Source organism: Geodermatophilus sp. SYSU D01180 (assembly GCF_054050415.1).
Genome location: NZ_JBJGZH010000001.1, coordinates 439794 through 462208 on the forward strand (window position 1 = coordinate 439794; position 22415 = coordinate 462208).

Annotated in this window: 20 protein-coding genes; 10 read left to right on the plus strand and 10 right to left on the minus strand. The window is 75.1% G+C overall.

Going from position 1 to position 22415, the window contains the following annotated elements; genetic code table 11:
- Positions 1-93: 93 nt before the first annotated feature.
- Genes ACI8AA_RS01935 through ACI8AA_RS01950 form a run of 4 tightly spaced genes read right to left on the minus strand, consistent with a single transcriptional unit; the run spans position 94 to position 4038 of the window.
- Positions 94-714 (minus strand): LutC/YkgG family protein, encoded by a 621-nt coding sequence (locus ACI8AA_RS01935; protein ID WP_457042830.1) that lies wholly within the window; start codon positions 712-714, stop codon positions 94-96.
- On the minus strand, positions 711-2225 hold the full coding sequence (locus ACI8AA_RS01940; RefSeq protein ID WP_457042831.1) for a LutB/LldF family L-lactate oxidation iron-sulfur protein: 1515 nt from the start codon (positions 2223-2225) through the stop codon (positions 711-713). Before ACI8AA_RS01940 ends, ACI8AA_RS01935 begins: the two co-directional genes overlap by 4 nt.
- Positions 2226-2236: 11 nt before the next feature.
- Positions 2237-3010, minus strand: a complete 774-nt coding sequence (locus ACI8AA_RS01945; RefSeq protein WP_457042832.1) for a (Fe-S)-binding protein — start codon at positions 3008-3010, stop codon at positions 2237-2239.
- Positions 3007-4038 (minus strand): LacI family DNA-binding transcriptional regulator, encoded by a 1032-nt coding sequence (locus ACI8AA_RS01950; RefSeq protein WP_457042833.1) that lies wholly within the window; start codon positions 4036-4038, stop codon positions 3007-3009. Before ACI8AA_RS01950 ends, ACI8AA_RS01945 begins: the two co-directional genes overlap by 4 nt.
- Before the next feature lie 246 nt (positions 4039-4284).
- Here ACI8AA_RS01950 and ACI8AA_RS01955 point away from each other — a divergent pair, with 246 nt between their 5' ends.
- From ACI8AA_RS01955 to ACI8AA_RS02000, 10 genes are all read left to right on the plus strand, one after another.
- Entirely contained in the window at positions 4285-5790 is a 1506-nt protein-coding gene (locus ACI8AA_RS01955; protein ID WP_457042834.1) for a sugar ABC transporter ATP-binding protein, read from the plus strand.
- Positions 5787-6866: an ABC transporter permease gene (locus ACI8AA_RS01960; protein ID WP_457042835.1), complete on the plus strand. Its 1080-nt coding sequence runs from the start codon at positions 5787-5789 to the stop codon at positions 6864-6866. Before ACI8AA_RS01955 ends, ACI8AA_RS01960 begins: the two co-directional genes overlap by 4 nt.
- Positions 6856-7872, plus strand: coding sequence for an ABC transporter permease (locus ACI8AA_RS01965; protein WP_457042836.1), 1017 nt, complete (start codon positions 6856-6858; stop codon positions 7870-7872). Before ACI8AA_RS01960 ends, ACI8AA_RS01965 begins: the two co-directional genes overlap by 11 nt.
- A 58-nt stretch (positions 7873-7930) precedes the next feature.
- Positions 7931-9019 (plus strand): rhamnose ABC transporter substrate-binding protein, encoded by a 1089-nt coding sequence (gene rhaS, locus ACI8AA_RS01970; protein WP_457042837.1) that lies wholly within the window; start codon positions 7931-7933, stop codon positions 9017-9019.
- Between the two features lie 66 nt (positions 9020-9085).
- On the plus strand, positions 9086-9448 hold the full coding sequence (locus ACI8AA_RS01975; protein ID WP_457042838.1) for an L-rhamnose mutarotase: 363 nt from the start codon (positions 9086-9088) through the stop codon (positions 9446-9448).
- Entirely contained in the window at positions 9445-10626 is a 1182-nt protein-coding gene (rhaI, locus tag ACI8AA_RS01980; RefSeq protein WP_457042839.1) for an L-rhamnose isomerase, read from the plus strand. Before ACI8AA_RS01975 ends, rhaI begins: the two co-directional genes overlap by 4 nt.
- Before the next feature lie 73 nt (positions 10627-10699).
- Positions 10700-12736 carry a bifunctional aldolase/short-chain dehydrogenase gene (locus ACI8AA_RS01985; protein WP_457042840.1) on the plus strand — a complete coding sequence of 679 codons (2037 nt, stop codon included), beginning with the start codon at positions 10700-10702 and terminating at the stop codon, positions 12734-12736.
- A gap of 31 nt (positions 12737-12767) precedes the next feature.
- A complete protein-coding gene (locus tag ACI8AA_RS01990; RefSeq protein WP_457042841.1) occupies positions 12768-14234 on the plus strand; it encodes a rhamnulokinase in 1467 nt (488 codons plus the stop codon).
- Between the two features lie 80 nt (positions 14235-14314).
- Positions 14315-14488, plus strand: a complete 174-nt coding sequence (locus tag ACI8AA_RS01995) for a hypothetical protein (protein WP_456928512.1) — start codon at positions 14315-14317, stop codon at positions 14486-14488.
- Positions 14489-14581: 93 nt separating this feature from the next.
- On the plus strand, positions 14582-15676 hold the full coding sequence (locus tag ACI8AA_RS02000; protein ID WP_457042842.1) for a hypothetical protein: 1095 nt from the start codon (positions 14582-14584) through the stop codon (positions 15674-15676).
- Positions 15677-15683: 7 nt separating this feature from the next.
- Here the strand turns inward: ACI8AA_RS02000 and ACI8AA_RS02005 are convergent, their stop codons facing one another.
- The 6 genes from ACI8AA_RS02005 to ACI8AA_RS02030 form a co-directional block, all read right to left on the minus strand.
- Positions 15684-16934 carry a DUF3500 domain-containing protein gene (locus ACI8AA_RS02005; protein ID WP_457042843.1) on the minus strand — a complete coding sequence of 417 codons (1251 nt, stop codon included), beginning with the start codon at positions 16932-16934 and terminating at the stop codon, positions 15684-15686.
- Positions 16924-17775 carry a fumarylacetoacetate hydrolase family protein gene (locus tag ACI8AA_RS02010; protein WP_457042844.1) on the minus strand — a complete coding sequence of 284 codons (852 nt, stop codon included), beginning with the start codon at positions 17773-17775 and terminating at the stop codon, positions 16924-16926. The genes ACI8AA_RS02005 and ACI8AA_RS02010 overlap by 11 nt, the downstream gene beginning before the upstream one ends.
- On the minus strand, positions 17775-18950 hold the full coding sequence (locus ACI8AA_RS02015; RefSeq protein ID WP_457042845.1) for a glycoside hydrolase family 1 protein: 1176 nt from the start codon (positions 18948-18950) through the stop codon (positions 17775-17777). The genes ACI8AA_RS02010 and ACI8AA_RS02015 overlap by 1 nt, the downstream gene beginning before the upstream one ends.
- Positions 18951-18975: 25 nt before the next feature.
- Positions 18976-20610, minus strand: coding sequence for an FAD-dependent monooxygenase (locus ACI8AA_RS02020; RefSeq protein WP_457042846.1), 1635 nt, complete (start codon positions 20608-20610; stop codon positions 18976-18978).
- A gap of 189 nt (positions 20611-20799) precedes the next feature.
- The gene (locus tag ACI8AA_RS02025; protein ID WP_457042847.1) at positions 20800-21705 is read right to left on the minus strand and encodes an alpha/beta hydrolase fold domain-containing protein; all 906 of its coding nucleotides are present in this window, start codon (positions 21703-21705) and stop codon (positions 20800-20802) included.
- A 70-nt stretch (positions 21706-21775) separates the two neighbouring features.
- Positions 21776-22333: a quercetin 2,3-dioxygenase gene (locus tag ACI8AA_RS02030; RefSeq protein WP_457042848.1), complete on the minus strand. Its 558-nt coding sequence runs from the start codon at positions 22331-22333 to the stop codon at positions 21776-21778.
- Positions 22334-22415: the final 82 nt, after the last annotated feature.

Consider the following 22415-nt stretch of genomic DNA (forward strand, 5'->3'; position numbering starts at 1 on the left):
CTCACACGGACCGGGACCGTCCGTATCTAATCGACCACGAGCGGTGACCCCGACGGGGGAGCCGACCACGTCCCCGACGCCGCAGGGGACGGGTCAGCCGGCGAGGACGACGACCAGGGTGCGCGGGCCGTGCACGCCCTCGACCCGCTGCAGCTCGATGTCGCTGGTCGCCGACGGGCCGCTGACCATCGTCAGCGGGGCGACCGGGTCCAGCCGGGCCAGGGCGTCGGGCACGTCGGGCACCACCTGCGCGGCCTCGACCACGCAGACCAGGACGTCGGGCAGCAGCGACAGCGCCCGCCGGCCCGACCGCGGCGACCCGTCGAGGACCAGCGTGCCGGTCTCGGCGACCGCCGCCGCCACGCCGGTCAGCGTCGCGGCGAACGCGGCGAGCTCCACCGCGGGCCGGCCGTCGTCCTCGGCCGAGCCGGCGGGCCGCCACGCGGCCGGCACCCCGGGCGCGACCACGACGCCCGCCGGGTCCCAGCCCGCGCCCAGCGCCGCGTCGAGGCCGCGGACGACGGCCGCCGGGACGTCGCCCGGCGCGCAGCGCAGCACGGTGGCGCGGTAGTCCTCGACCCGCTCGGCGAGCAGGTCCAGCAGCTCGGCCACCGGGAGCTCGCGCGGCGCCGGCACCGGCGGGACGGCGACCGACGGCCGCTCCGGGCCCAGCGCCGTCCGGATCCGGCCGAGCACCTCCTCGCGGGCGCTCACCGGCCGTGCTCCTCGTTCCACTGCTGCACGAACGTCCTCCCCGGCGGGGTGGGCAGGTCGCGGGTGCGGGTCCAGGCGCTCGCCGGGGGCGGCAGCGCGCCCGGCAGCGTCGGCCTCCCGCGGGCGAGCAGCCGGCCGAGCCCGGCGGCGCGCTGGGCGAGGTGCCACAGCCGCGGGTTGCTCATGACCCGCGACAGCCCGCGGAAGGCCACCGCCTCGGCGGTGGGCCGCTCCTGCGCCTCGACGTGCTCCGCCCGCAGGTGCACCAGGATCGACGGGATGTCGATCGCCACCGGGCAGACGTCGTAGCAGGCCCCGCACAGCGACGACGCGTACGGCAGTGAGGCGTTGTCCTCGACGCCGGTCAGCTGCGGCGAGAGCACCGCGCCGATCGGGCCGGGGTACACCGAGCCGTAGGCGTGCCCGCCGGTGCGCTCGTACACCGGGCACACGTTGAGGCAGGCCGAGCAGCGGATGCAGTGCAGCGCCTCGCGGCCCACCTCGTCGGCGAGCACCGCCGTCCGGCCGTTGTCGAGCAGCACGAGGTGGAACTCCTGCGGCCCGTCGCCGGGGGTCACGCCGGCCCACAGCGAGGTGTAGGGGTTCATCCGCTCACCGGTGGAGGAGCGGGGGAGCAGTTGCAGGAAGACGCCGAGGTCCTCCCAGCGCGGCACGACCTTCTCGATCCCCATGACGGTGATCAGCGTCTGCGGGAGCGTCAGGCACATCCGGCCGTTGCCCTCGCTCTCGACGACGGCGAGCGTGCCGGTCTCGGCGACGGCGAAGTTGGCCCCGCTGACGGCGACCCGCGCGCGCAGGAACCGCTCGCGCAGGTGGGCGCGGGCGGCCATCGCCAGCTGCCGCGGCTCGTCGGTCAGCCCGGGGTCGACGCCGGGGATGGTGCGGCTGAAGATCTCGCGGATCTCCGAGCGGTTCTTGTGGATCGCCGGCACGAGGATGTGCGACGGCGTGTCCTCGCCCAGTTGCACGATCAGCTCGGCGAGGTCGGTCTCGACGGCGCTGATCCCGGCGGCCTCGAGCGCCTCGTTGAGGCCGATCTCCTGGGTGGCCATCGACTTGACCTTGACCACCTCGTCGCTGCCGGTGGCCCGGACCAGGTCGGTGACGATGCGGTTGGCCTCGGCGGCGTCGCGGGCCCAGTGCACCGTGCCGCCGCGCGCGGTGACCTGCCGCTCGAGCTCCTCGAGGTGCTCGTCGAGCCGGGCCATCGTGGCGGCCTTGAGCGCCTTCCCGGCCTGGCGCAGCTGCTCCCAGTGCGGCACCTCGGAGACGACGGCGGCGCGCTTGCCGCGGATCGTCGTCGTGGCGCGGCCGAGGTTGGCGCGCAGCTGCCCGTCGCGCAGGGCGGTGCGGGCGGCGTCGGGGAAGGGCCGGTCGCCGCGCAGGTGGCCGACGCCGCGGGGCGCGGTCGGCAGGCCGAGGAACGTCGTCCCGGAGCGGGGTGCGCCCGGCGCGAGCGGCGTCGGCTCCGAGGGGGCAGGAATGGCCATGTCCGCCGCCCTCAGGCCCGGACCGCGGGGGCGGTGGACCGGGTGGGGCTCACGTCGTCCTCCGTCGAGGCGAGGATCTCGGCCAGGTGCACCGTCCGGGTGCCCGAGCGCAGCCGGGACAGCCCGCCGCCGATGTGCATGAGGCAGGAGGCGTCCCCGGCGGTGCACACCTCGGCGTGCGTGGAGAGCACGTTGGCCATCTTGTCGGTGAGCATCGCCGTCGAGGTGTCGGCGTTCTTCACCGCGAACGTGCCGCCGAACCCGCAGCAGGACTCCGCGCCCGGCAGCTCCACCAGCTCCAGCCCGCGGACGGCGCGCAGCAGCTGCAGCGGCCGGTCGCCCACCCGCAGCAGGCGCAGCGAGTGGCAGGTCGGGTGGTAGGTGACCCGGTGCGGGTAGTACGCGCCGACGTCGGTCACGCCGAGCACGTCGACGAGGAACTGCGACAGCTCGTGGGTGCGCGCGGCCAGCGCCTCGGCCTCGGCGGCCAGCCCCTCCTCGCCGGCGCGGCGGGCGACGGCGGCCTGCTGGTGGTGGATCGAGGCCACGCACGACCCCGACGGCGCCACGACCGCGTCCGCGCCGGCGAACGCCCGCACGTGGTTGGCCACGATCGGCACCGCCTCGCGCCGGTAGCCGGTGTTGACGTGCATCTGCCCGCAGCAGGCCTGCGTCGGCGGCACGACCACCTCGTGGCCCAGCCGCTCCAGCAGCCGTGCGGTGGCCAGCGCGACCTGCGGCACCACCGTGTCCACCAGGCAGGTGGCGAACAGCGCGACCCTCACGGGGTCCCCTCTCTGTCGCGGAAGACCATGCTCGACTCGCGGACCACGAGCGTCGGCTCGAAGACCTCCTGAACGTGCACGTGCCCCTCGCCGCGCGCCTCGTCCAGCAGCAGCTCGGCGGCCCGCGACCCGAGCGCCGCCCGCGGCTTGCGCACCGAGGTCAGCGGCACCGCGGCGGCCGCGGCGAAGTCGATGTCGTCGTAGCCGACGATCGCGAAGTCGTCGGGCACCCGCACGCCCTGGCGGACCATCTCCTGCAGCACGCCGAGGGCGAGCAGGTCGTTGGCGCACACCGCGGCGGTGGGCCGGCGGGCCGCGGGCAGGCCGACGATGCGCGCGGCGGCCTCGCGGCCGCCCTGGACGGTGAGGTGCTCGGGGGAGAGGACCAGCAGCGCGTCGCCGTCGCCGGTGGCCTCCCGCACGGCGGCCACGACGCCGGCGTGCCGCTCCTGCACCTGAGGCAGGCCCGACGCCCCGCCGATGAAGGCGATCCGCCGGTGCCCGCGCTCGAGCAGGTGCTCGGCGGCCAGCCGGCCCCCGAGGACGTCGTCGACGGCGACCGCGCACTGGTCGGGACCGCTCGCGCGCCGGTCCACCAGCACCACCGGCACCCCGCGGCGGCGCAGCGAGTCCAGGTGCGGCGACGGCTTCGCGGTCGGGGTGATGAGGACGCCCTGCACCCGCTGCTCGGCGAGCACGTCGAGGTGGGCGGCCTCCTTCTCCGGGCGGTCGTCGGAGTTGCACAGGATCACCGCGAGGCCGGCCGGGTCCACGACGTCGTCGACGCCGCGGGCGACGTCGGTGAAGAACGGGTTGGCGATGTCGAGGACGACCAGGCCGATGGTCCGGCTGTGCCCGGCGCGCAGGTGGCGGGCCGACTCGTTGCGCACGAAGCCGAGCGCGGCGATCGCGTCGAGCACCCGCTCGCGGGTCGGCCCGCTCACCACCTCGGGGCGGTTGAGGACGTTGCTCACCGTCCCGACCGAGACGCCGGCCTGCTCGGCGACGTCGCGGATGCTCACCGGCACGGCGTCTCCTCACGGGGGTCGGGGTGGGTGACGGGGGACACCGTCCAGCAGCGATGGTCGCCCGTGGACTGAAACGTGTCAAACACCGGTCACGGCCCGGACACCCGGTGTTGACACGTCTTGAAACGCCTCCCTATGGTCTGCGCCACAGCACGCCTGAATCGTTTCACAACGGAGGTGGTCGTCGTGGACCACGCCTCGGCGCCACCTGCGCCGCCGGCGACCGGTCGGGCAGAGGACGGCACCGTGGTCCTGGCCCTCGAGGACGTGGGCAAGAGCTTCGGCGCGGTCGCCGCACTGCGCGGCGCGCAGCTGGAGCTGCGCGCGGGGGAGGCCCACGCGCTCGTCGGCGAGAACGGGGCCGGCAAGTCGACGCTGGTCAAGATCCTCGCCGGCGTGCACGGCCCGGACACCGGCCGCGTGCTGCTCGACGGCCGGCCGGTGACCCTCGCCGACCCCGCCGCCGCGCGGGCCGCCGGCATCGCGGTCATCTACCAGGAGCCCACGCTGTTCCCCGACCTGTCGGTCGCGGAGAACATCTTCATGGGCCGCCAGCCGCTGCTGTCGGGCCGGCGCATCGACCGCCGCGGCCTCGCCCGCCGCTGCCGCGAGCTGTTCGACCGCCTCGGCGTCGCGCTCGACCCCGACCGCCCGGCGCGCGGCCTGTCGATCGCCGACCAGCAGATGGTCGAGATCGCCAAGGCGCTGTCGTTCGACGCGCGGGTGCTGGTCATGGACGAGCCGACCGCCGCGCTGTCCGGCGTCGAGGTGGAGCGGCTGTTCGCCGTCGCCCGGTCGCTGCGCGACTCCGGCGCCGCGGTGCTGTTCATCTCCCACCGGTTCGACGAGGTGTTCGACCTCTGCGACCGGATCACCGTGATGCGTGACGGGCAGTGGGTCTCCACCGACCTCGCCCGCGACCTCACCGTCGACCAGGTGGTCCGCCGGATGGTCGGCCGGGAGGTCTCCTCGCTGTTCCCGAAGGTCGACGTCGAGCCCGGCGACGTGGTGCTCGAGGTGCGCGGCCTGACCACCCGCGGCGTGTTCGCCGACGTCTCCTTCGACGTGCGGGCCGGCGAGATCGTCGCGCTGGCCGGGCTGGTCGGGGCCGGGCGCAGCGAGATCGTGCGCGCGGTCTTCGGCGTCGACCCCTACGACGCCGGCTCGGTCCGGGTGTCGGGGAAGGCGCTGAGGAAGGGCGACCCGGCCGCGGCCATGGCCGCCGGCATCGCGCTGGTCCCCGAGGACCGCCGCCAGCAGGGCCTGGTCATGGAGCTGTCGGTGGAGAAGAACGCCACCCTCACCCGGCGCTGGAAGCTGGCGAGGGCCGGCCTGCTCAGCTCCCGCGCCGAGCGCGTCCAGGCCACCGAGTGGTCCCAGCGGCTGCAGGTCAAGGCCGGGAAGCTCTCCGACCCGGTGTCCACGCTCTCCGGCGGCAACCAGCAGAAGGTCGTCCTGGCCAAGTGGCTGTCGACCGAGCCGCGCGTGCTGATCGTCGACGAGCCCACCCGCGGCATCGACGTCGGCACCAAGGCCGAGGTGCACCGGCTGCTGTCGCAGCTGGCCGCCGAGGGGCTGGCCGTCGTCATGGTGTCCAGCGAACTGCCGGAGGTGCTCGGCATGGCCGACCGCGTCCTCGTCGTCTCCGAGGGCCGCCTCGTCGACGACATCCCCCGCGCCCGCGCCGACGAGGACAGCGTCATGCTGGCCGCGACCGGCCAGGGCACCTCGACCGCGGGGGCCGCCCGGTGAGCGCGCCCCTGACCAGGACGCCCGCGGCGTTGCCGGAGGAGCTGGCCGCGCCCGAGCGCACCGGCCGCCGCGGGTCGGCGCTGGTCCACCGGCTGTTCGTGGTGCGCGAGCTCGGCATCCTCGCCGCCCTCGTGCTGCTCGTCGTCGTGACGGTGATCGCCAACCCGCGGTTCCTGTCGGGGCAGAACGTCCGCGACCTGCTGCTGTCCGCGGCGATCCTCACCGTCCTGGCCGCCGGCCAGACGATGGTGATCGTCACGCGCAACGTCGACCTGTCGGTCGGCTCGGTGCTGGGCCTGTCGGCCTACGCCACCGGCACGCTGCTGGTGGTCGCCCCCGGCACGCCGGTGGTGGTCGCGATCCTGGCCGGCATGGCCGTCGGCGCGGTGTGCGGCCTGCTCAACGGCCTGATCGTGGCGGCCGCCGGGGTGCCCTCCCTGGTGGTCACCCTCGGCACGCTCTACGCCTTCCGCGGGCTGGACTCGCTGTGGGCGTCGAGCGCCGACCGGCTGCAGATCAACGCCGCCGACCTGCCCGCCGGGTTCAAGTCCCTGGGCGGCGCCCGGCTGCTCGGCATCCCGGTGCTGTTCCTCATCGCCGTCGTCGTCGTCCTGGTCGTCGGCTACTACCTGCGGACCTTCCGCAGCGGCCGCGAGCTGTACGGCATCGGCTCGGCGCCCGAGGCCGCGCGGCTGTCGGGCATCCCGGTCGGCCGGCGGGTCCTCACCGCCTTCGTCGTCAACGGGGCGCTCGCCGGGCTCGCCGGCGTCCTCTACGCCGCGCGGTTCCAGACGCTGGACACCACCGCCGGCACCGGCCAGGAGCTGTTCGTCGTCGCGGCCTGCGTCGTCGGCGGGGTCGCCATCTTCGGCGGCAGCGGCTCGGTCTACGGCGCCGCGCTCGGCGCGCTGCTGCTCACCACGATCGGCACCGCGCTCCCGCAGCTGGGCCTGGACCCGTTCTGGCGGGACGCCGCCGTCGGCGCGCTGATCCTCGCCGCCATCGCTCTGGACCGGGCGCTGCAGCTGCGCCTGGCCGCCCGCCTCCGGGGGAGGAACGCCCGCCGTGACCGTTGAGACCGCCCCCACCCCGGCCGCGCCGGCCGCCGCGCCGGCCCGCCGCGGGCTGACCCTGCCCAGCGGCAGCGTCATCACCACGTTCCTCGTGCTGTTCCTGATCATCGCCTCGGTGACGGTCGAGGGCTTCGCCAGCACCCGCAACGCCGGCTTCCTGCTGCTCGACGTCGTCGTCATCGCGCTCATCGCGCTGCCGCTGACGCTGGTCGTGGTCACCGGCGAGATCGACCTGTCGGTGGCCAGCGTCGTCGGCCTGTCCAGCGCGGTCATGGGCCAGCTGTGGGTGGCCGGGCTGCCGCTGGAGGGCATCATCCTGCTGGTGCTCGTGCTGGGCGCGGTGCTCGGCGCGGTCAACGGGTTCCTCGTGACCCGGCTGGGGCTGCCCTCGCTGGCGGTCACCATCGGCACGCTGGCGCTCTACCGCGGGCTCGCGTTCGTCGTCCTGGGCGACCAGGCGGTGGCCGACTTCCCGCGCGCCTGGACGACGTGGGCGATCAGCTCGATCGGCTCGACCGGCATCCCCACCGTCGTCCTCCCGCTGCTGGTGCTCGTCGCGATCACCGCGGTGGTCCTGCACGCCACCCCGGTCGGCCGCTCGCTGTACGCGATGGGCAACAGCGAGGACGCCGCCCGGTTCAGCGGCATCGACGTCGCCCGCACCAAGCTGTGGCTGTTCGTCGCCACCGGCGTGGTCAGCGCGCTCGGCGGCGTCTACTGGACCCTCCGCTACGGCAGCGCCCGCGCCGACAACGCCACGGGCCTCGAGCTGCAGGTCATCGCGGCGATCCTGCTCGGCGGCGTGTCCATCTTCGGCGGCAGCGGCGGGCTGCTCGGCGTCATGGCCGGCGCCCTGCTGCTGGCCTCGGTCCGCAACGCGCTGCAGCTGGTCAACGTGCCCTCGGACGTCCTGAACATCGTCACCGGCGTCCTGCTGATCACCGCCGTCGTCGCGCCGCAGGTCGCCGCCCGGGTCAAGGGCCGGCGACGACGCCCGGCCGCGACCTGACCCCCTGATCCGCACCACCGCACCACCAGACCCCACCCACCCGAAGAGAGGGACCCCGATGTCGCTGTTCCTGACCAGCCGCCGCCTGCGCGGTGGCCTGACCGGCGTGGCGGTGGCCGCCGTCGTGCTCACCACCGCCGCCTGCGGCGGGACCACCCGCGGTGAGGACGAGGGGAGCAGCGGTGGCGGCGACGCCGCCGGCGCCTCCGCGGACCCGGACGCCGAGATCCCCGCGGACCTCGCGATCGCCTTCCTGCCCAAGCAGCTGAACAACCCCTACTTCGACGTCGCCGCCACCGGCTCCGAGCGCGCCGTCGGCGAGGTCGAGGGCGAGTTCAGCCAGGTCGGCCCGTCGGAGGCCAGCGCCTCCTCGCAGGTCAGCTACATCAACACGCTGACCCAGCAGGGCGCCGACGTCATCCTCACCTCGGCCAACGACCCGAACGCCATCTGCAGCGCCCTGGACCAGGCCCGCAGCGGCGGCGCCAGCGTCGTCACCTTCGACTCGGACACCGACCCCGAGTGCCGCGACCTGTTCATCAACCAGGCGACGGCCGAGGGCATCGCGCAGACCCAGATCGACCTCATGGCCGAGCAGATCGGCGGCGCCGGCCAGGTGGCGATCCTGTCGGCGACGGCGAACGCCACGAACCAGAACGCCTGGATCGAACTCATGACCGAGTACGCCGCGCAGGAGTACCCGGACATGGAGATCGTGACGACGGTCTACGGCGACGACGAGGACGAGAAGTCCTTCCAGGAGACCCAGGGTCTGCTGCAGACCTACCCGGACCTCAAGGGCATCATCTCGCCGACCACCGTGGGCATCTCGGCCGCGGCGCGCTACCTGTCCGGCTCGGAGTACAAGGGCCGGGTCGCGCTGACCGGCCTCGGCACCCCGAACCAGATGCGCGAGTTCGTGCAGGACGGCACGGTGACCGCCTTCGCGCTGTGGAACCCCGAGGACCTGGGCTACCTGGCCGCCTACGCCGGCGCCGCGCTGGCCGCCGGCCAGATCACCGGCGAGGAGGGCGAGACCTTCGAGGCCGGTGACCTCGGCGAGTACGAGGTCGGCGCCGACGGCGTCGTCGTGCTCGGCGAGCCCACCGTGTTCACCGCCGACAACATCGACGACTTCGACTTCTGAGTCGTCGCGCCCGGTCCCGCCGCCGGCTCCCCGGCGGCGGGACCGGGACCCCCGCAAGGAGACCCCGTGCCCCGCGCCTGCTTCACCCTCCAGGTCCGCCCGGACCGGCTCGCCGAGTACCGCGAGCGGCACGCCGCCGTCTGGCCGGAGATGCTGCACGCCCTGCGCGACGCCGGCTGGGGCGCCTACCAGCTCTACCTGCGCGAGGACGGCCTGCTCGTCGGGATCGTGGAGACCGACGACCTCGCCGCCGCGCAGGCCGCCGTGGACGCCACCGAGGTGAGCGCCCGGTGGGAGGCCGAGATGGCCCCCTTCTTCGCCACCGGCGACGGCCGCGGCAAGGCCTCGCTCGACCTCGTCTTCGACCTCGACGCCCAGCTCGTGGCGCTCTCGTCGACCGCTCCCGCCCCGAACGGAGACCCCTCGTGACCGACCCCGGCACCCCCGATCGCCGAGCCCGTGCCCTCGCCGCGCTGGCCGAGCAGACCATCGAGCTGCCCTCCTGGGCGTTCGGCAACTCCGGCACCCGGTTCAAGGTCTTCGGCCAGCCGGGCGTCGCCCGCGACCCGTTCGAGAAGATCGAGGACGCGGCCCAGGTGCACCGCTACACCGGCGCCGCGCCGCGGGTGTCGCTGCACATCCCGTGGGACCTCGTCGACGACCTCCCCAAGCTCGCCGCGCACGCCGCCGACCTCGGCGTCTCGATCGGCGCGATCAACTCCAACCTGTTCCAGGACGACGACTACCGGCTCGGGTCGCTGACCCACCCCGACAAGGCCGTGCGGGACAAGGCGATCGCCCACCACGCGCAGTGCGTCGACGTCATGCGCGCCACCGGCTCGACCGACCTGAAGCTGTGGCTGCCCGACGGCACCAACTACGCCGGCCAGGACGACCTGCGCGGCCGGCAGGACCGGCTCGCCGACTCCCTCCAGCAGGTCTACGCGCTGCTCGACCCGGACATGCGGCTGCTGCTCGAGTACAAGTTCTACGAGCCGTACTTCTACGCGATGGACGTCCCCGACTGGGGCACCTCGCTGCTGCACTGCCTGGCCCTCGGCGACCAGGCCGCGGTCGTGCTCGACACCGGCCACCACGCGCCGGGCACCAACATCGAGTTCATCGTCATGCAGCTGCTGCGGGTGGGCCGGCTCGGCGCCTTCGACTTCAACTCCCGCTACTACGGCGACGACGACCTGATCGTCGGCTCCGCCGACCCGTTCCAGCTGTTCCGGATCATGAACGAGATCGTGGCCGCCGACGCGCTCTCGGGCGCCGGCGTGAACTTCATGCTCGACCAGTGCCACAACATCGAGCCGAAGATCCCCGGCCAGATCCGCTCGGTGACGAACGTGCAGGAGGCCACCGCGAAGGCGCTGCTGGTCGACCGCGAGGCGCTGGCCGCCGCGCAGTCCTCCGGTGACGTGCTCGCCGCGCACGGCGCGCTGACCGACGCCTTCTCCACCGACGTCCGCCCGCTGCTGGCGGAGCTGCGCGAGTCGAAGGGCCTCGACGCCGACCCGTACGCCGCCTACGCCCGCTCCGGCCACCAGGAGCGCATCGCCCGCGAGCGCATCGGCGGCACCCAGGCCTCCTGGGGCGCCTGAGCAAGGACCCGACCGCCCCTCACCTCTCCGGCAGAAATGGCCATTTCTGCCGTCCCCGGAAGGAAGCACCCTCGTGACCAACCCCGTCGTCCGTGAGCTGCTCGAGCGCAGCAACCGGCTGGGCGCCGACCCGCGCAACACCAACTACGCCGGCGGCAACACCTCCGCCAAGGGCACCGGGACCGACCCGGTGACCGGTCAGCCGGTCGAGCTGCTGTGGGTCAAGGGCTCCGGCGGCGACCTCGGCACGCTGGAGGAGTCCGGCCTGGCCGTGCTGCGGCTGGACCGGCTGCGCTCGCTGGTCGACGTCTACCCGGGCGTCGACCGCGAGGACGAGATGGTCGCCGCGTTCGACTTCTGCCTGCACGGCCGCGGCGGTGCCGCCCCGTCGATCGACACCGCCATGCACGGCCTCGTCGACGCCGCGCACGTCGACCACCTGCACCCGGACTCCGGCATCGCCCTCGCGACGGCGGCCGACGGCGAGGCGCTGACCCGCGAGTGCTTCGGCGACCGCGTCGTCTGGGTGCCGTGGCGCCGCCCCGGCTTCCAGCTCGGCCTGGACATCGCCGCGATCAAGGAGAAGAACCCCCAGGCCATCGGCTGCATCCTCGGCGGCCACGGCATCACCGCGTGGGGCGCCACCGCCGCGGAGGCCGAGGCCAACTCGCTGGACGTCATCCGGACCGCCGAGCGGTTCCTCGCCGAGAAGGGGGAGGCCGAGCCGTTCGGCGCCGTCGTCCCCGGCTTCGAGGCGCTGCCCGAGGACGAGCGCCGGGCGAAGGCGGCCGCGCTGGCGCCGGTCATCCGCGGGCTCGCGAGCACCGACCGGCCGCAGGTCGGCCACTTCACCGACTCCGACGTCGTCCTGGAGTTCCTGTCGCGGGAGAAGCTGCAGCCCCTCGCCGCGCTGGGCACCTCCTGCCCGGACCACTTCCTGCGCACCAAGGTGCGGCCGATGGTCGTCGACCTGCCGGCCACCGCGCCGGTGGCGGACGTCGTCGCGCGGCTGGAGGAGCTGCACGCCGAGTACCGCGCCGAGTACGCCGCCTACTACCAGCGGCACGCCACCCCGGACTCGCCGGCGATGCGCGGCGCCGACCCGGCGATCGTGCTGGTGCCCGGCGTCGGCATGTTCAGCTTCGGCGCCAACAAGCAGACCGCCCGCGTGGCCGGCGAGTTCTACGTCAACGCCATCAACGTCATGCGCGGCGCCGAGGCGGTCTCCACCTACGCGCCGATCGACGAGAGCGAGAAGTTCCGCATCGAGTACTGGGCGCTGGAGGAGGCCAAGCTCCAGCGGATGCCGAAGCCCAAGCCGCTGGCCACCCGGGTCGCACTGGTCACCGGTGCGGCGAGCGGCATCGGCAAGGCGATCGCCGTGCGGCTGGCCGCCGAGGGCGCCTGCGTCGTCGTCGCCGACCTGGACCTGCAGAAGGCCACCGACGCCGCGGCCGAGATCGGCGGCTCCGACGTCGCGATCGGCGTGGCCGCCGACGTGTCCGACGCCGGGGCCGTGGCCGCCGCGTTCCGCGAGGCGGTGCTCGCCTTCGGCGGCGTGGACCTCGTGGTCAACAACGCCGGCCTGTCGATCTCCAAGCCGCTGCTGGAGACCACCGAGCGCGACTGGGACCTGCAGCACGACGTCATGGCCAAGGGCAGCTTCCTCGTCTCCCGCGAGGCCGCCCGGATCATGATCGAGCAGGGGATGGGCGGCGACGTCGTCTACATCTCCTCGAAGAACTCCGTGTTCGCGGGCCCGAGCAACATCGCCTACTCCTCGACCAAGGCCGACCAGGCCCACCAGGTCCGGCTGCTGGCCGCCGAGCTCGGCGAGCACCAGATCCGGGTCAACGGCATCAACCCCGACGGCGTCGTCCGCGGGTCGGGCATCTTCGCCGGCGGCTGGGGCGCCAAGCGCGCCGCCGTCTACGGGGTGCCGGAGGAGGAGCTCGGGCAGTTCTACGCCCAGCGCACGCTGCTCAAGCGCGAGGTGCTGCCCGAGCACGTCGCCGACGCCGTCTTCGCCCTCACCGGCGGGGAGCTCACCCGCACCACCGGCCTGCACGTCCCGGTCGACTCGGGCGTCGCCGCCGCCTTCCTCCGGTGATGTCCGCCTTCCGCGCGCGAAGGGCGGACTCGTGACTCGCGAGCTGTCCCTCGCGGCCGTCGACCTGGGCGCCTCCAGCGGCCGGGTCATGGCCGCGAGGGTCGGCCCGGGGCGGCTGGACCTCACCGAGCTGCACCGGTTCCCCAACCGGCCGGTGCGCACGGCGGGGACGCTGCACTGGGACGTCCTCGGCCTGTACGCCGGCGTGCTCGACGGGCTGCGCGCGGCCGGGCGCGAGGCCGACGGTCTCGACGGCATCGGCATCGACAGCTGGGCGGTCGATGTCGGCCTGCTCGACGCCGACGGCGCGCTGCTGGGCAACCCGGTGCACTACCGGGACGCCCGGCACGAGACCGCGGTGACGGCGGTGCACGCCGTCGTCCCGCCCGACGAGCTGTACCGGGTCAACGGGCTGCAGCACCTGCCGTTCAACACGGTGTTCCAGCTCGCCGCCATGCGCGGGACGGCGCGGTTCGCCGCCGCCCGGCAGGCGCTGCTCGTCCCGGACCTGCTCGCGTACTGGCTGACCGGCGCGCGGGTCGCGGAGGTCACCAACGCCTCCACGACCGGGCTGCTCGACGCGACGACGCGGCAGTGGGCGACCGGCCTGCTCGACCGGCTGGAGCTGCCGCGCGACCTGCTCGCGGACCTCGTGCAGCCCGGCGACGAGATCGGCCGGCTCACCGCCGACGTGCGCGCCGAGACCGGTCTCGGCGACGTGCCGGTGGTCGCCGTCGGGTCGCACGACACCGCGTCGGCGGTGGCCGGGGTCCCGGCGCGCGGCGACCGGTTCGCCTACGTCTCCTGCGGGACGTGGTCCCTGGTCGGGGTGGAGCTGGAGAAGCCGGTGCTCACCGAGGCCGGCCGGACGGCGGGCTTCACCAACGAGCTCGGCGTGGACGGCACCGTGCGTTACCTGCACAACGTCATGGGGCTGTGGCTGCTGCAGGAGTCGCTGCGCACCTGGACCGCGGCGGGGCTGCCGGCCGACCTGCCCGAGCTGCTCGCCGCTGCCGCGCGGGTGCCGGCGTTCACGGCGGTGGTCGACGTCGACGACCCGCGGTTCCTCCCCCCGGGTGACGTGCCCGCGCGCATCGCGCAGGCGTGCGCCGAGACGGGGCAGACGCCGCCGCAGAGCCAGGCCGAGACGGTGCGCTGCATCGTCGACAGCCTCGCGCTGGCCTACCGGCGCACGGTGCGGGCGGCGGTCGGGCTGTCCGGCCGCGACGTCGACGTCGTCCACCTGGTCGGCGGGGGAGCGCGCAACGCGCTGCTGTGCCAGCTCACCGCCGACGCCTGCCAGCGGCCGGTGCTCGCGGGTCCGGTGGAGGCCGCGGCGCTGGGCAACGCGCTGGTGCAGGCCCGCGCGCTCGGTGCCCTCGAGGGCGGGCTGGGGGAGATGCGCCGGCTGCTGCGCACCACGCAGGCGCTGGTGGAGTACCGGCCGTCGGGCTCGGACGCGGGTTGGGCCGCGACCGAGGCGCGCCTCGCCCGCTGACCGCGGCGGCGGCCCTTGCCCGCGTCCCGGCCGGGCGCGGACCATCGGCCGCACGATCCCGACGGCGTCGAGGAGGGGCCGTGACCCAGCCGGCTGAGCGTTCCGACGGCGACTACGGCTACGACATGGCCCACGAGGCCGCGGCCGGGGCGGCGCGCGCGCCGGTGCCCCCGGTGGGCGCGGAGCCGGCCGACCGCACCGGGCACGACGACCCGGGCGGCGACTACGGCTACGACGAGGTGCACAGCTCCTGACGTCCGGCCGGCGCTCGTGCTCTGCCCCCACCGGCGGGGCAGAGCACGACCTCGCGTGAGTGAGTCGGGTCACCGCGCGGGTAGTGGGGGCCAATGCGCCTGCCCGACCCCGCGGACCTGTTCGACCTCCCCCGGACCCTCGTCGAGTCGGTCCGCACGCTCGGCGCCGCCCTGCCGCGCGCGGAGAACCTGCTGCCGATGGCCGACGACGTGCTCCGGAGCACGCGCACGCTGCTCGACGGGGTCGCCCCCGCGGTGGCGCGGGCGGCCGCCGCGGCGCCCGACGTGGTCGACACGGCCACCGGTGTGGTGCAGCGGCTCGCGGGCGTCCTGACCCCCGAGCGGACGGCCGCCGTGGCCGCGCTGACCGACCGGCTGGTCGCCGTCCTCACCCCCGACCGGATCGCGGGGATGTCCCGGGTGGCCGACTCCGTGCGGGCGCGGGCCGACGTCGTGCCGCGGGCCCTCGACGCGCTCGACGCGCTGCTCTCCTCCGGCCGGCTGCAGCAGCTCGGCGCCGGGATCGACCGGCTGGCCTCCCCGGACCGGGTCGACCGGCTCGACGCGCTGCTCGAGCTCGTCACCGGCGACCGGGTCGCGAAGGCGCTGGACCTGGCCGGTGACGAGCGCATCGGCCGGCTGCTGGACCTGGCGGCCGACGAGCGCGTCGGCCGCCTGCTGGACCTCCCCGCCGACGAGCGCTTCGGCCGGCTGCTCGCCCGGCTCGACCTGCTGCTCGCCGACGACCGCCTGCCGCACGTGGTCGACCGCGCCGGCCAGGTCCTCGACGACGACCGGGTGGAGCGCGTGGCGGCCGGCCTGGACCGGGTGCTGGCCGAGGAGAACCTGGACCAGGCCGGCGAGCTGCTCGGCAACGGGCGCGGCGCGGCCGCGGTCCGGGCGCTGCTGCGCGTCGGCCGGGCGCTCACCGGCCAGGGGCCGCAGGCGGTTGCCACGCTGCTGGAGCGGCTGCCCGACCTGCTCAGCGAGGAGCGGGTGAAGTCGCTCGGGGCGCTCGCCGACCGCGCGCCGGAGGACATCGACACCGCGCTCGACGTCCTCGAGGACCTCTACGCCGTCATGGCCGGCCCGGCGGACGGCTACGACGACGAGGCGGGCGACGAGGGACAGCCGGACGACGAGCCGGACGACGAGGACGACGAGCAGGACGAGGAGGCGGCGAGCTGAGGCCTGCTCAGCCGCCGGTGCGCTCCCGCCACTGCCGCACCCAGGCGCGGCCGTAGTCGTTGCCGTGCGGGGTGCGCAGCACCGTGTGCACGTGGAACGGCTGCGGGGTGTCGTAGTCGAGGAAGACCCCGCAGTGGTGGTCGAGCTCGGCGACGACCACCGGCGACTGCACCCGGTAGTAGAAGACGTCGCCCGGCTCGGACCCGCCGATCCAGCTGAACCACGTCTCGTCCAGGTGCGCCTCGACCTCGCGCAGCCGCGCGGCCCGGGGACCGGCGGGCAGCAGCGCGAGGAAGGTCGCGACGACGTCGAGCACGCGGGCGCGCGCCTGCTCGGACAGCTCCGAGCAGCGGACACCCTCGACGGGGACGACCCGGTTGTCCTGGAACGCGCCGGCCAGGTGCCGCTCGTCACCGGGGTGCACCCGGCCGGGCGGCATCGCCGGGTCGACCATCTGCTCGTAGACGGTGGCGGCGGCCCGCTGCTCGGGCGTCAGCGCGGCCATGACGGCGAGCCCGGCGGCGATCCGGTCGGCGAACAGGCCGGAGACGCCGGCGTGCGGGCCGTCGTCGATCTCGTCGGGCTCGGCGCCGACGAACACCGGCGAGACCACCATCCGGCCCTCGACCACGAGCACGTTCACCGCGCAGTGGTGGCCGTAGAGCTGCCAGCCCCACGGCGTGCGCGGGTCCGGGGTGCCGTAGAGGGCGAGGTTGTAGCTCCACTCGCCGAGCAGCGCGGGCAGGCCGACGACGTCGCCGAGGAAGCCGTTGACCAGCATCGCGGCGTGCACGAGGTCGGCGCCCTCGGGCGACAGCGACGCGCGGACCAGCGCCAGCGCCGCCGCGCGCACCGCCGGCGGCTGGAACTCCAGGCGCAGACCGGTGTCGAACTGCAGGAACTCCGGGTTGGCCCAGGTCTGCCACTCCGGGGCGTCGACGGCGTACGACACCCGCTCGCGGTCCTCCGGCGACAGCAGCGAGAGCAGCGCCTCCGCCGCCTCGACCATCGCCGCGACCGGCGCCTCCTCGCCCGGGCGCGCGCGCTCCCAGCGGTGCACCTCCGGCCGCAGCGTGCCGTCCTCGGTCACCCCGCGGAACGGCGCGAGGTACAGCGGCGTCCAGCCCTCGACCAGCCCGCCGGTGAACGTGCCCGGCTTCCGCGCCACCTCGCCGTAGGCGTACGGGTCCAGCCCGCGGACCTCGGCGAGGCGCGGGTGGTCGTGCGGGAACAGGTACTGCCGGAACTCACCGGCCACGGCGCGCCTCCGTCCCGACGACGCGGTTGGTGAGCACACCGAGCCGCTCGACCTCGACCTCGACGACGTCGCCGGGCTGCATGAGCCAGGGCGGCGTGCGGGCGTAGCCGACGCCGGACGGCGTGCCGGTGGCCAGCAGGTCCCCGGGGAGGAGGGTGAACGTGCGGCTGATCAGGGCGAGGGTGTCGCCGACGGGATAGACCATCTCGTCGGTGCGCCCGTCCTGCACGGTCTCGCCGTTGACCCGGGTCCGCACGCGCAGGCCGTCGCGCAGGTCGCCCACCTCGGCCGCGGGGACGATCGGCCCGAGCGGACCGGAGCGGTCGCCGTTCTTGCCGAGGATCCACTGGCTGGTGAGCTTCTGCGCCCGCCGCGAGGTGACGTCGTTGAACGTGGAGTAGCCGACGACGGCGGCCAGCGCCTCGTCCGGCGTCGCGTCGACCAGCGTCGACCCGACGTAGGCGACGACCTCGCCCTCCCAGTCCAGGCCGTCCTCGTCGGCGGGCACGGGGATCTCCGCGCCGCCGACGGTCAGCGACTGCGTCCAGCGGGCGAACAGCGTCGGGTACGGCGGCACGCCCTCACCGGCGAACGAGCCCTCGGCCACGTGCTTCAGGTAGTTCAGCCCGATGCAGATCACGCGGGCGCCGGGCAGCACCGGCGGCACCACCTCGGTGTCGGCGACCGGCAGCGTCTCGCCGTCGGGGGTCCGGGACAGGTGCGCGGCCGCAGCGGCCCAGAACTCCTCCAGCGGTGCCAGCACGGTCACCGACCCGCCGTCGTCGGACAGCGCCGCCGCCTCGACCGGCCCGCCGTCCCGGCGGATCCCCACGACGCGCATCAGGCGAGCCCGTTGCGGCGGGCGACCTCGCCGAGCCAGGCGAGGCTCGGCTTGGGCGTGCGGGCGAAGGTCTGCCGGTCGACGGCGACCAGGCCGAAGGTCGGGCGGTAGCCGAGCATCCACTCGAAGTTGTCCAGCAGCGACCAGTGCACGTAGCCGCGCACGTCCGCGCCGCCGTCGATCGCGGCGGCCAGCGAGGTCAGTGCGTCGCGGGTGAAGGCGATGCGGTCCTCGTCGTCGGCGGTGGCGATACCGTTCTCGGTGACCAGCAGCGGCGTGCCGGGCAGCACCTCGGCGGCCCGCGCGACGGCGGCACCGAGGGCCTGCGGCCGGCGCTCCATGCCGTGCGCGAGCGTCTGCAGCCCGGGAGCCGGGGCGACCAGGCCGTCGGCGCCGAAGCGGGCGCAGGTGTAGACCTGCAGCCCGACGAAGTCGTCGCCGCGGGCGGCCTCGAGGAACTGGTCCTCGAAGGCGGCGCGCTCGGCGCGCATCCGCTCCTCGCCGCCGGGCTCGGCGAGGTGCTCGCGGCCGACCAGCGTCATGCCGGCGCGGGCGACGTTCCCGCGGAGCACGTCCACCGAGCGGGCGTGCAGGCCGAGCAGCGCCTCGGCGACCTCCTGGTCGGGGCGGGGGAGGCCCCTGATCGGCTTGCCGCGCATCGCCATCGCGCCCATCACCGGCTGGGCGGCCATGAGGTTGGGCTCGTTGACCGTGCACACGTACTCGGCGTCGGCCAGCACCGGCAGCACGGTCTCGGTGTAGCGGGCGATCCGGTCGCCGGCCTTCGGGCCGGTCCAGCCGCCGTCGTGGGACAGCCAGCGCGGCATCGTGAAGTGCACGAGCGTGACCACCGGCGCCAGCCCGCGGTCGCGGCAGCCGTCGACGATCCGCCGGTAGTGGTCGAGCGCGGCGCGGGAGACCTCGCCCTCCTCGGGCTCGATCCGGCTCCACTCCAGGCTGAACCGGTAGGCGTTGAGCCCGGCCCCGGCGACGAGGTCGAGGTCCTCGGGCCAGCGGGAGTAGGAGTCGCACGCGTCGCCGCTGGGCTCGGCGAACGGCGAGTGCTCGGCGTGCTCCATCTCCCAGTGGTCGTTGTTCACGTTGCCGCCCTCGACCTGGTGGGCGGCGGTGGCGGCACCCCAGAGGAAGCCCTCCGGGAACGAGGCGGCGGTCATGAGGCGGGTCTCCTCGGGTCGGGGGTCAGCGGAGGGCGGAGGCGGGGACGGCGGCCCCGAGGACGCGGGCGAGCAGCGCGTCGGCGTCGGGCACCGCGTCCCCGCGCCAGGCCACGTGCTGGTCGGGGCGGACGAGGACGAGGTCGGCGCCGAGCAGGTCGCGCAGCCCCGGGACGCCGGACAGGTCGGCGACGGTCAGCGGCACCCGACGGGCGGCCGCGGCGCCGGACAGCGGCCCGGCGTCGGCGCCCGGGTCCAGCCGCAGCAGGGTGAAGCCGTCGCCGAGGCGGTCGAACAGCGAGTCGCCGTCGCCCAGCCAGGCGTGCGGCAGCCGGGCGCCGGGGTGCGCCGAGGGGGTGAAGGTGGCCAGCGCCGGCGCCGGCACCGGCCGGCCGTCGGGGACGACGACGGGGGAGTCGGGGTAGTCGTAGCCGAGCACCAGCCCGAGGCTGTGGAACTCCGGGTCCTTGACCTGCAGCGCCTCGGCCAGCGCCGCGCGCAACTCCACACCGGTGGGGCCGTCGTCGTCGAGGTCGCGGCCGGTGAACGCGGGGGCGAGGAACGCCTCCTGGCCGCCGGCGGCGTCGATGGTCCGCCGGGCGACCGGGCGCCGCTCGGGCTCGTAGCTGTCCAGCAGCGCGGCCGGCGCCCAGCCCTGCAGGACGGCGGCGAGCTTCCACCCGATGTTGACCGCGTCGCCGACGCAGGTGTTGAACCCGTGGCCGCCCCACGGCGGGTTGAGGTGCGCGGCGTCGCCGACGAGGAACACGCGCTCGCCGCGGTAGCGGTCGGCCAGCAGCATCCGGGCCTGCCACGGGTCGGTGGCCAGCACCTCGACGTCGATGTCGGCACCGACCAGCGCGCGGACCAGCGCCGCCGGGTCGGCGTCCCCGGCCAGCGTGTCGACGCCCTGGACGATCGCCCACCAGGTGCCGTCGAGGTCGAGCCGGCCCATGAGCCCGCCGCGCTCGGTGCCGATGACCCAGTGGTGGACGCCGAGCGCGCACAGCGGCCGCTCCTCCAGCGCCCGCGAGCGGAAGGTGACGCTGAGGTTGGGCATCGCGCCGGAGGAGCCCTCGTAGCGGGCGCCGATCGCGCGGCGCGAGGCGCCGCCGCTGCCGTCGCAGCCGAGCACGTACTCCGCGACGACGTCGGTGCGCGCGCCGTCCGGGCCCTCGACGGTGGCGCGGACCTCGTCCGCCCCGTCGGCGATCGCGGTGACCCGCGCGCCGACCCGGAGGATCACCGACGGCAGGGCGGCGGCGGCCTCCCGCAGCAGGAGCTCGACCTCCGGCTGGGGCGCCTGCTGGCCGGCCTCGGCGGCGACCTGCCGGGGCTCGGTCCACAGCCCGAACGCCTCGGGGAAGCGGGTGATCTCGTGCCCGAACAGCCCGGTGCAGAAGACGACGTCCTGCGCCCAGGACACCGGCAACGGGGCGGCGGCGCGCAGCCGGTCGGCCAGGCCCCAGCGGCGCAGGTGCTCCATCGTGCGGACGCTGGTCGTCTTGGCGCGCGGGCGCAGCGGGTCCAGCTCCGTGCGCGGCTCGACGACGAGCACCTCGACGCCGCGCCGGCCCAGCTCGATCGCGGCGGCCAGCCCGCTGGGGCCGCCGCCGGCGACGAGCACCGGGACCCGGGACGGGACGTGCGCTTCGGTCACGGGGACTCCTGTCGGACTGCGGTGCCGCCCTCGGTCGCCTGTCGCGCGCGGAAGGCGGGGGAGGGGCGGGGAGATCAGGGGGCCGGTGGGCTCGGGGGCCACGCCCGGACACGTCGAGGATGGGTGGCCGGGGTCACTCTGCCGAGGGGCGATTCCATTGACCGGCAAGCGGTCCCGGGTGGTTCCGGATCAGGACGGGAGCAGCCGCGCGCGCAGGAAGGCGGTCGTCCGGGCGAGCGCGTCCGCGGCCGCGTCCGGGGCACCCAGCCACATGTGGTCGGCGCCGTCGTAGGTGTGCAGCTCGACGTCGGCCCCGGCACGCCGCAGGCCCTCCGCCAGCCGCTCGCTCTGTACGCAGGGCACGAACCGGTCGCCGGTTCCGTGGAGCAGCAGGACCGGCGGCGCGTCCGCCCGGACGTGGGTCACCGGGCTCGCCTGGGCCGCGGCGTCGGGGACGCTCGCCGGCGGGGCGCCGAGCAGCTGCGTCTCCCGGGTGGTGGCGTCGGCGGGGTCGGCGCCGGCGTCCCCGGCGAAGCCGGCCAGGTCGGCCGGCGCGTACCAGGCGGCGACCGCGGCGACGGCGCTCGACGGGCCGGTCACGCCGACGTCGCCCTCCAGGGCCGGGTCGGTGACCAGGCCGAGCAGCTCGGCGAGGTGCCCGCCGGCGGACTCGCCCCAGGCGGCCACCCGGTCCGGGTCGACGCCGAGCTCGCCCGCGCGCGCCCGCAGCCAGCGGACGGCGGCCTTCGCGTCGGACAGCTGCGCCGGCCAGACCGCCTCGCCGGAGAGCCGGTAGTCGGCACTGGCGACGGCGATCCCGGCGGCCGCGACCCGCTCGAACAGCGTGCGGCCGGGATACGCGGGCCCGCCGGAGTGCCGGCTGCCCAGCCGCCAGCCCCCGCCGTGCAGGAACAGCACGACGGGGTGCGGCCCGTCGCCGGGCGGCAGGTACAGGTCGAGCTCCAGCGGCCGGGTGCCGGGCAGCGCCGCGTAGGCGACCCCGGACAGGACGCGGGTGCCGTCCGGGCCGGGCGACGGCGCGGGCAGGGGAGCGGCGTGCGCGGGCGGCGGCAGCGGCAGGGCGGGCGTGGGCACGGGGCCTCCTCGGAACGGACGCCGGGCGCGGCCCCTGGGAGGGACCGCGCCCGGTCGGGGAGTGCGGGACTCAGGCCTGCTCGGGCCACTCGTAGTCGCGCAGGAACTGCATGTTGTGCTGCTGCGCCGCTGCCTGCATGCGCGGGAAGTCGGGGACGAACGGCGGCTGATCGGTCGTCGGGTGGTCGGTCGGCGTGCCCATGTGCTGGAAGAACCGCTCGAACCCGCCGGAGAGGACACCCATGATCCGGGCGGCCTCCTCGACCCGGTAGGCGTGCGCGAAGCCGGCCGGCACGAAGCCGAAGTCGCCAGGGGTGAGCAGCTGCGACTGCTTGGTGCCCTCGGCGTCCTCGAAGAACAGCCGCACCCTGCCCTCGAGGATGCCGAAGGTCTCGTGGGTCTCGGCGTGCGCGTGCGTCGGGATGAGCTCACCGGCGGGGCACTCGCTCGTGATGATCCCGAACTGGCCCTCGGTCTCGTCGCCGGAGAGCAGGACGGTGAACAGGTCGCCGAAGAGCATCGCGTGCTCGCCCTCGCCCCGCTTGAGCACGTAGGGGACCGGCTTGCCGGGGAGCAGCCCCTTCCACTGCGGGCCCTTCTCCGGGTCGATCAGGTACTCGAAGCTCATCTGCACTCCCGGGTCGGGTCGGCGGTGACCACCCGAGCATCCGTGACCCGGGTCACGCGCCCCAGGCCCGTTCCATTGACCG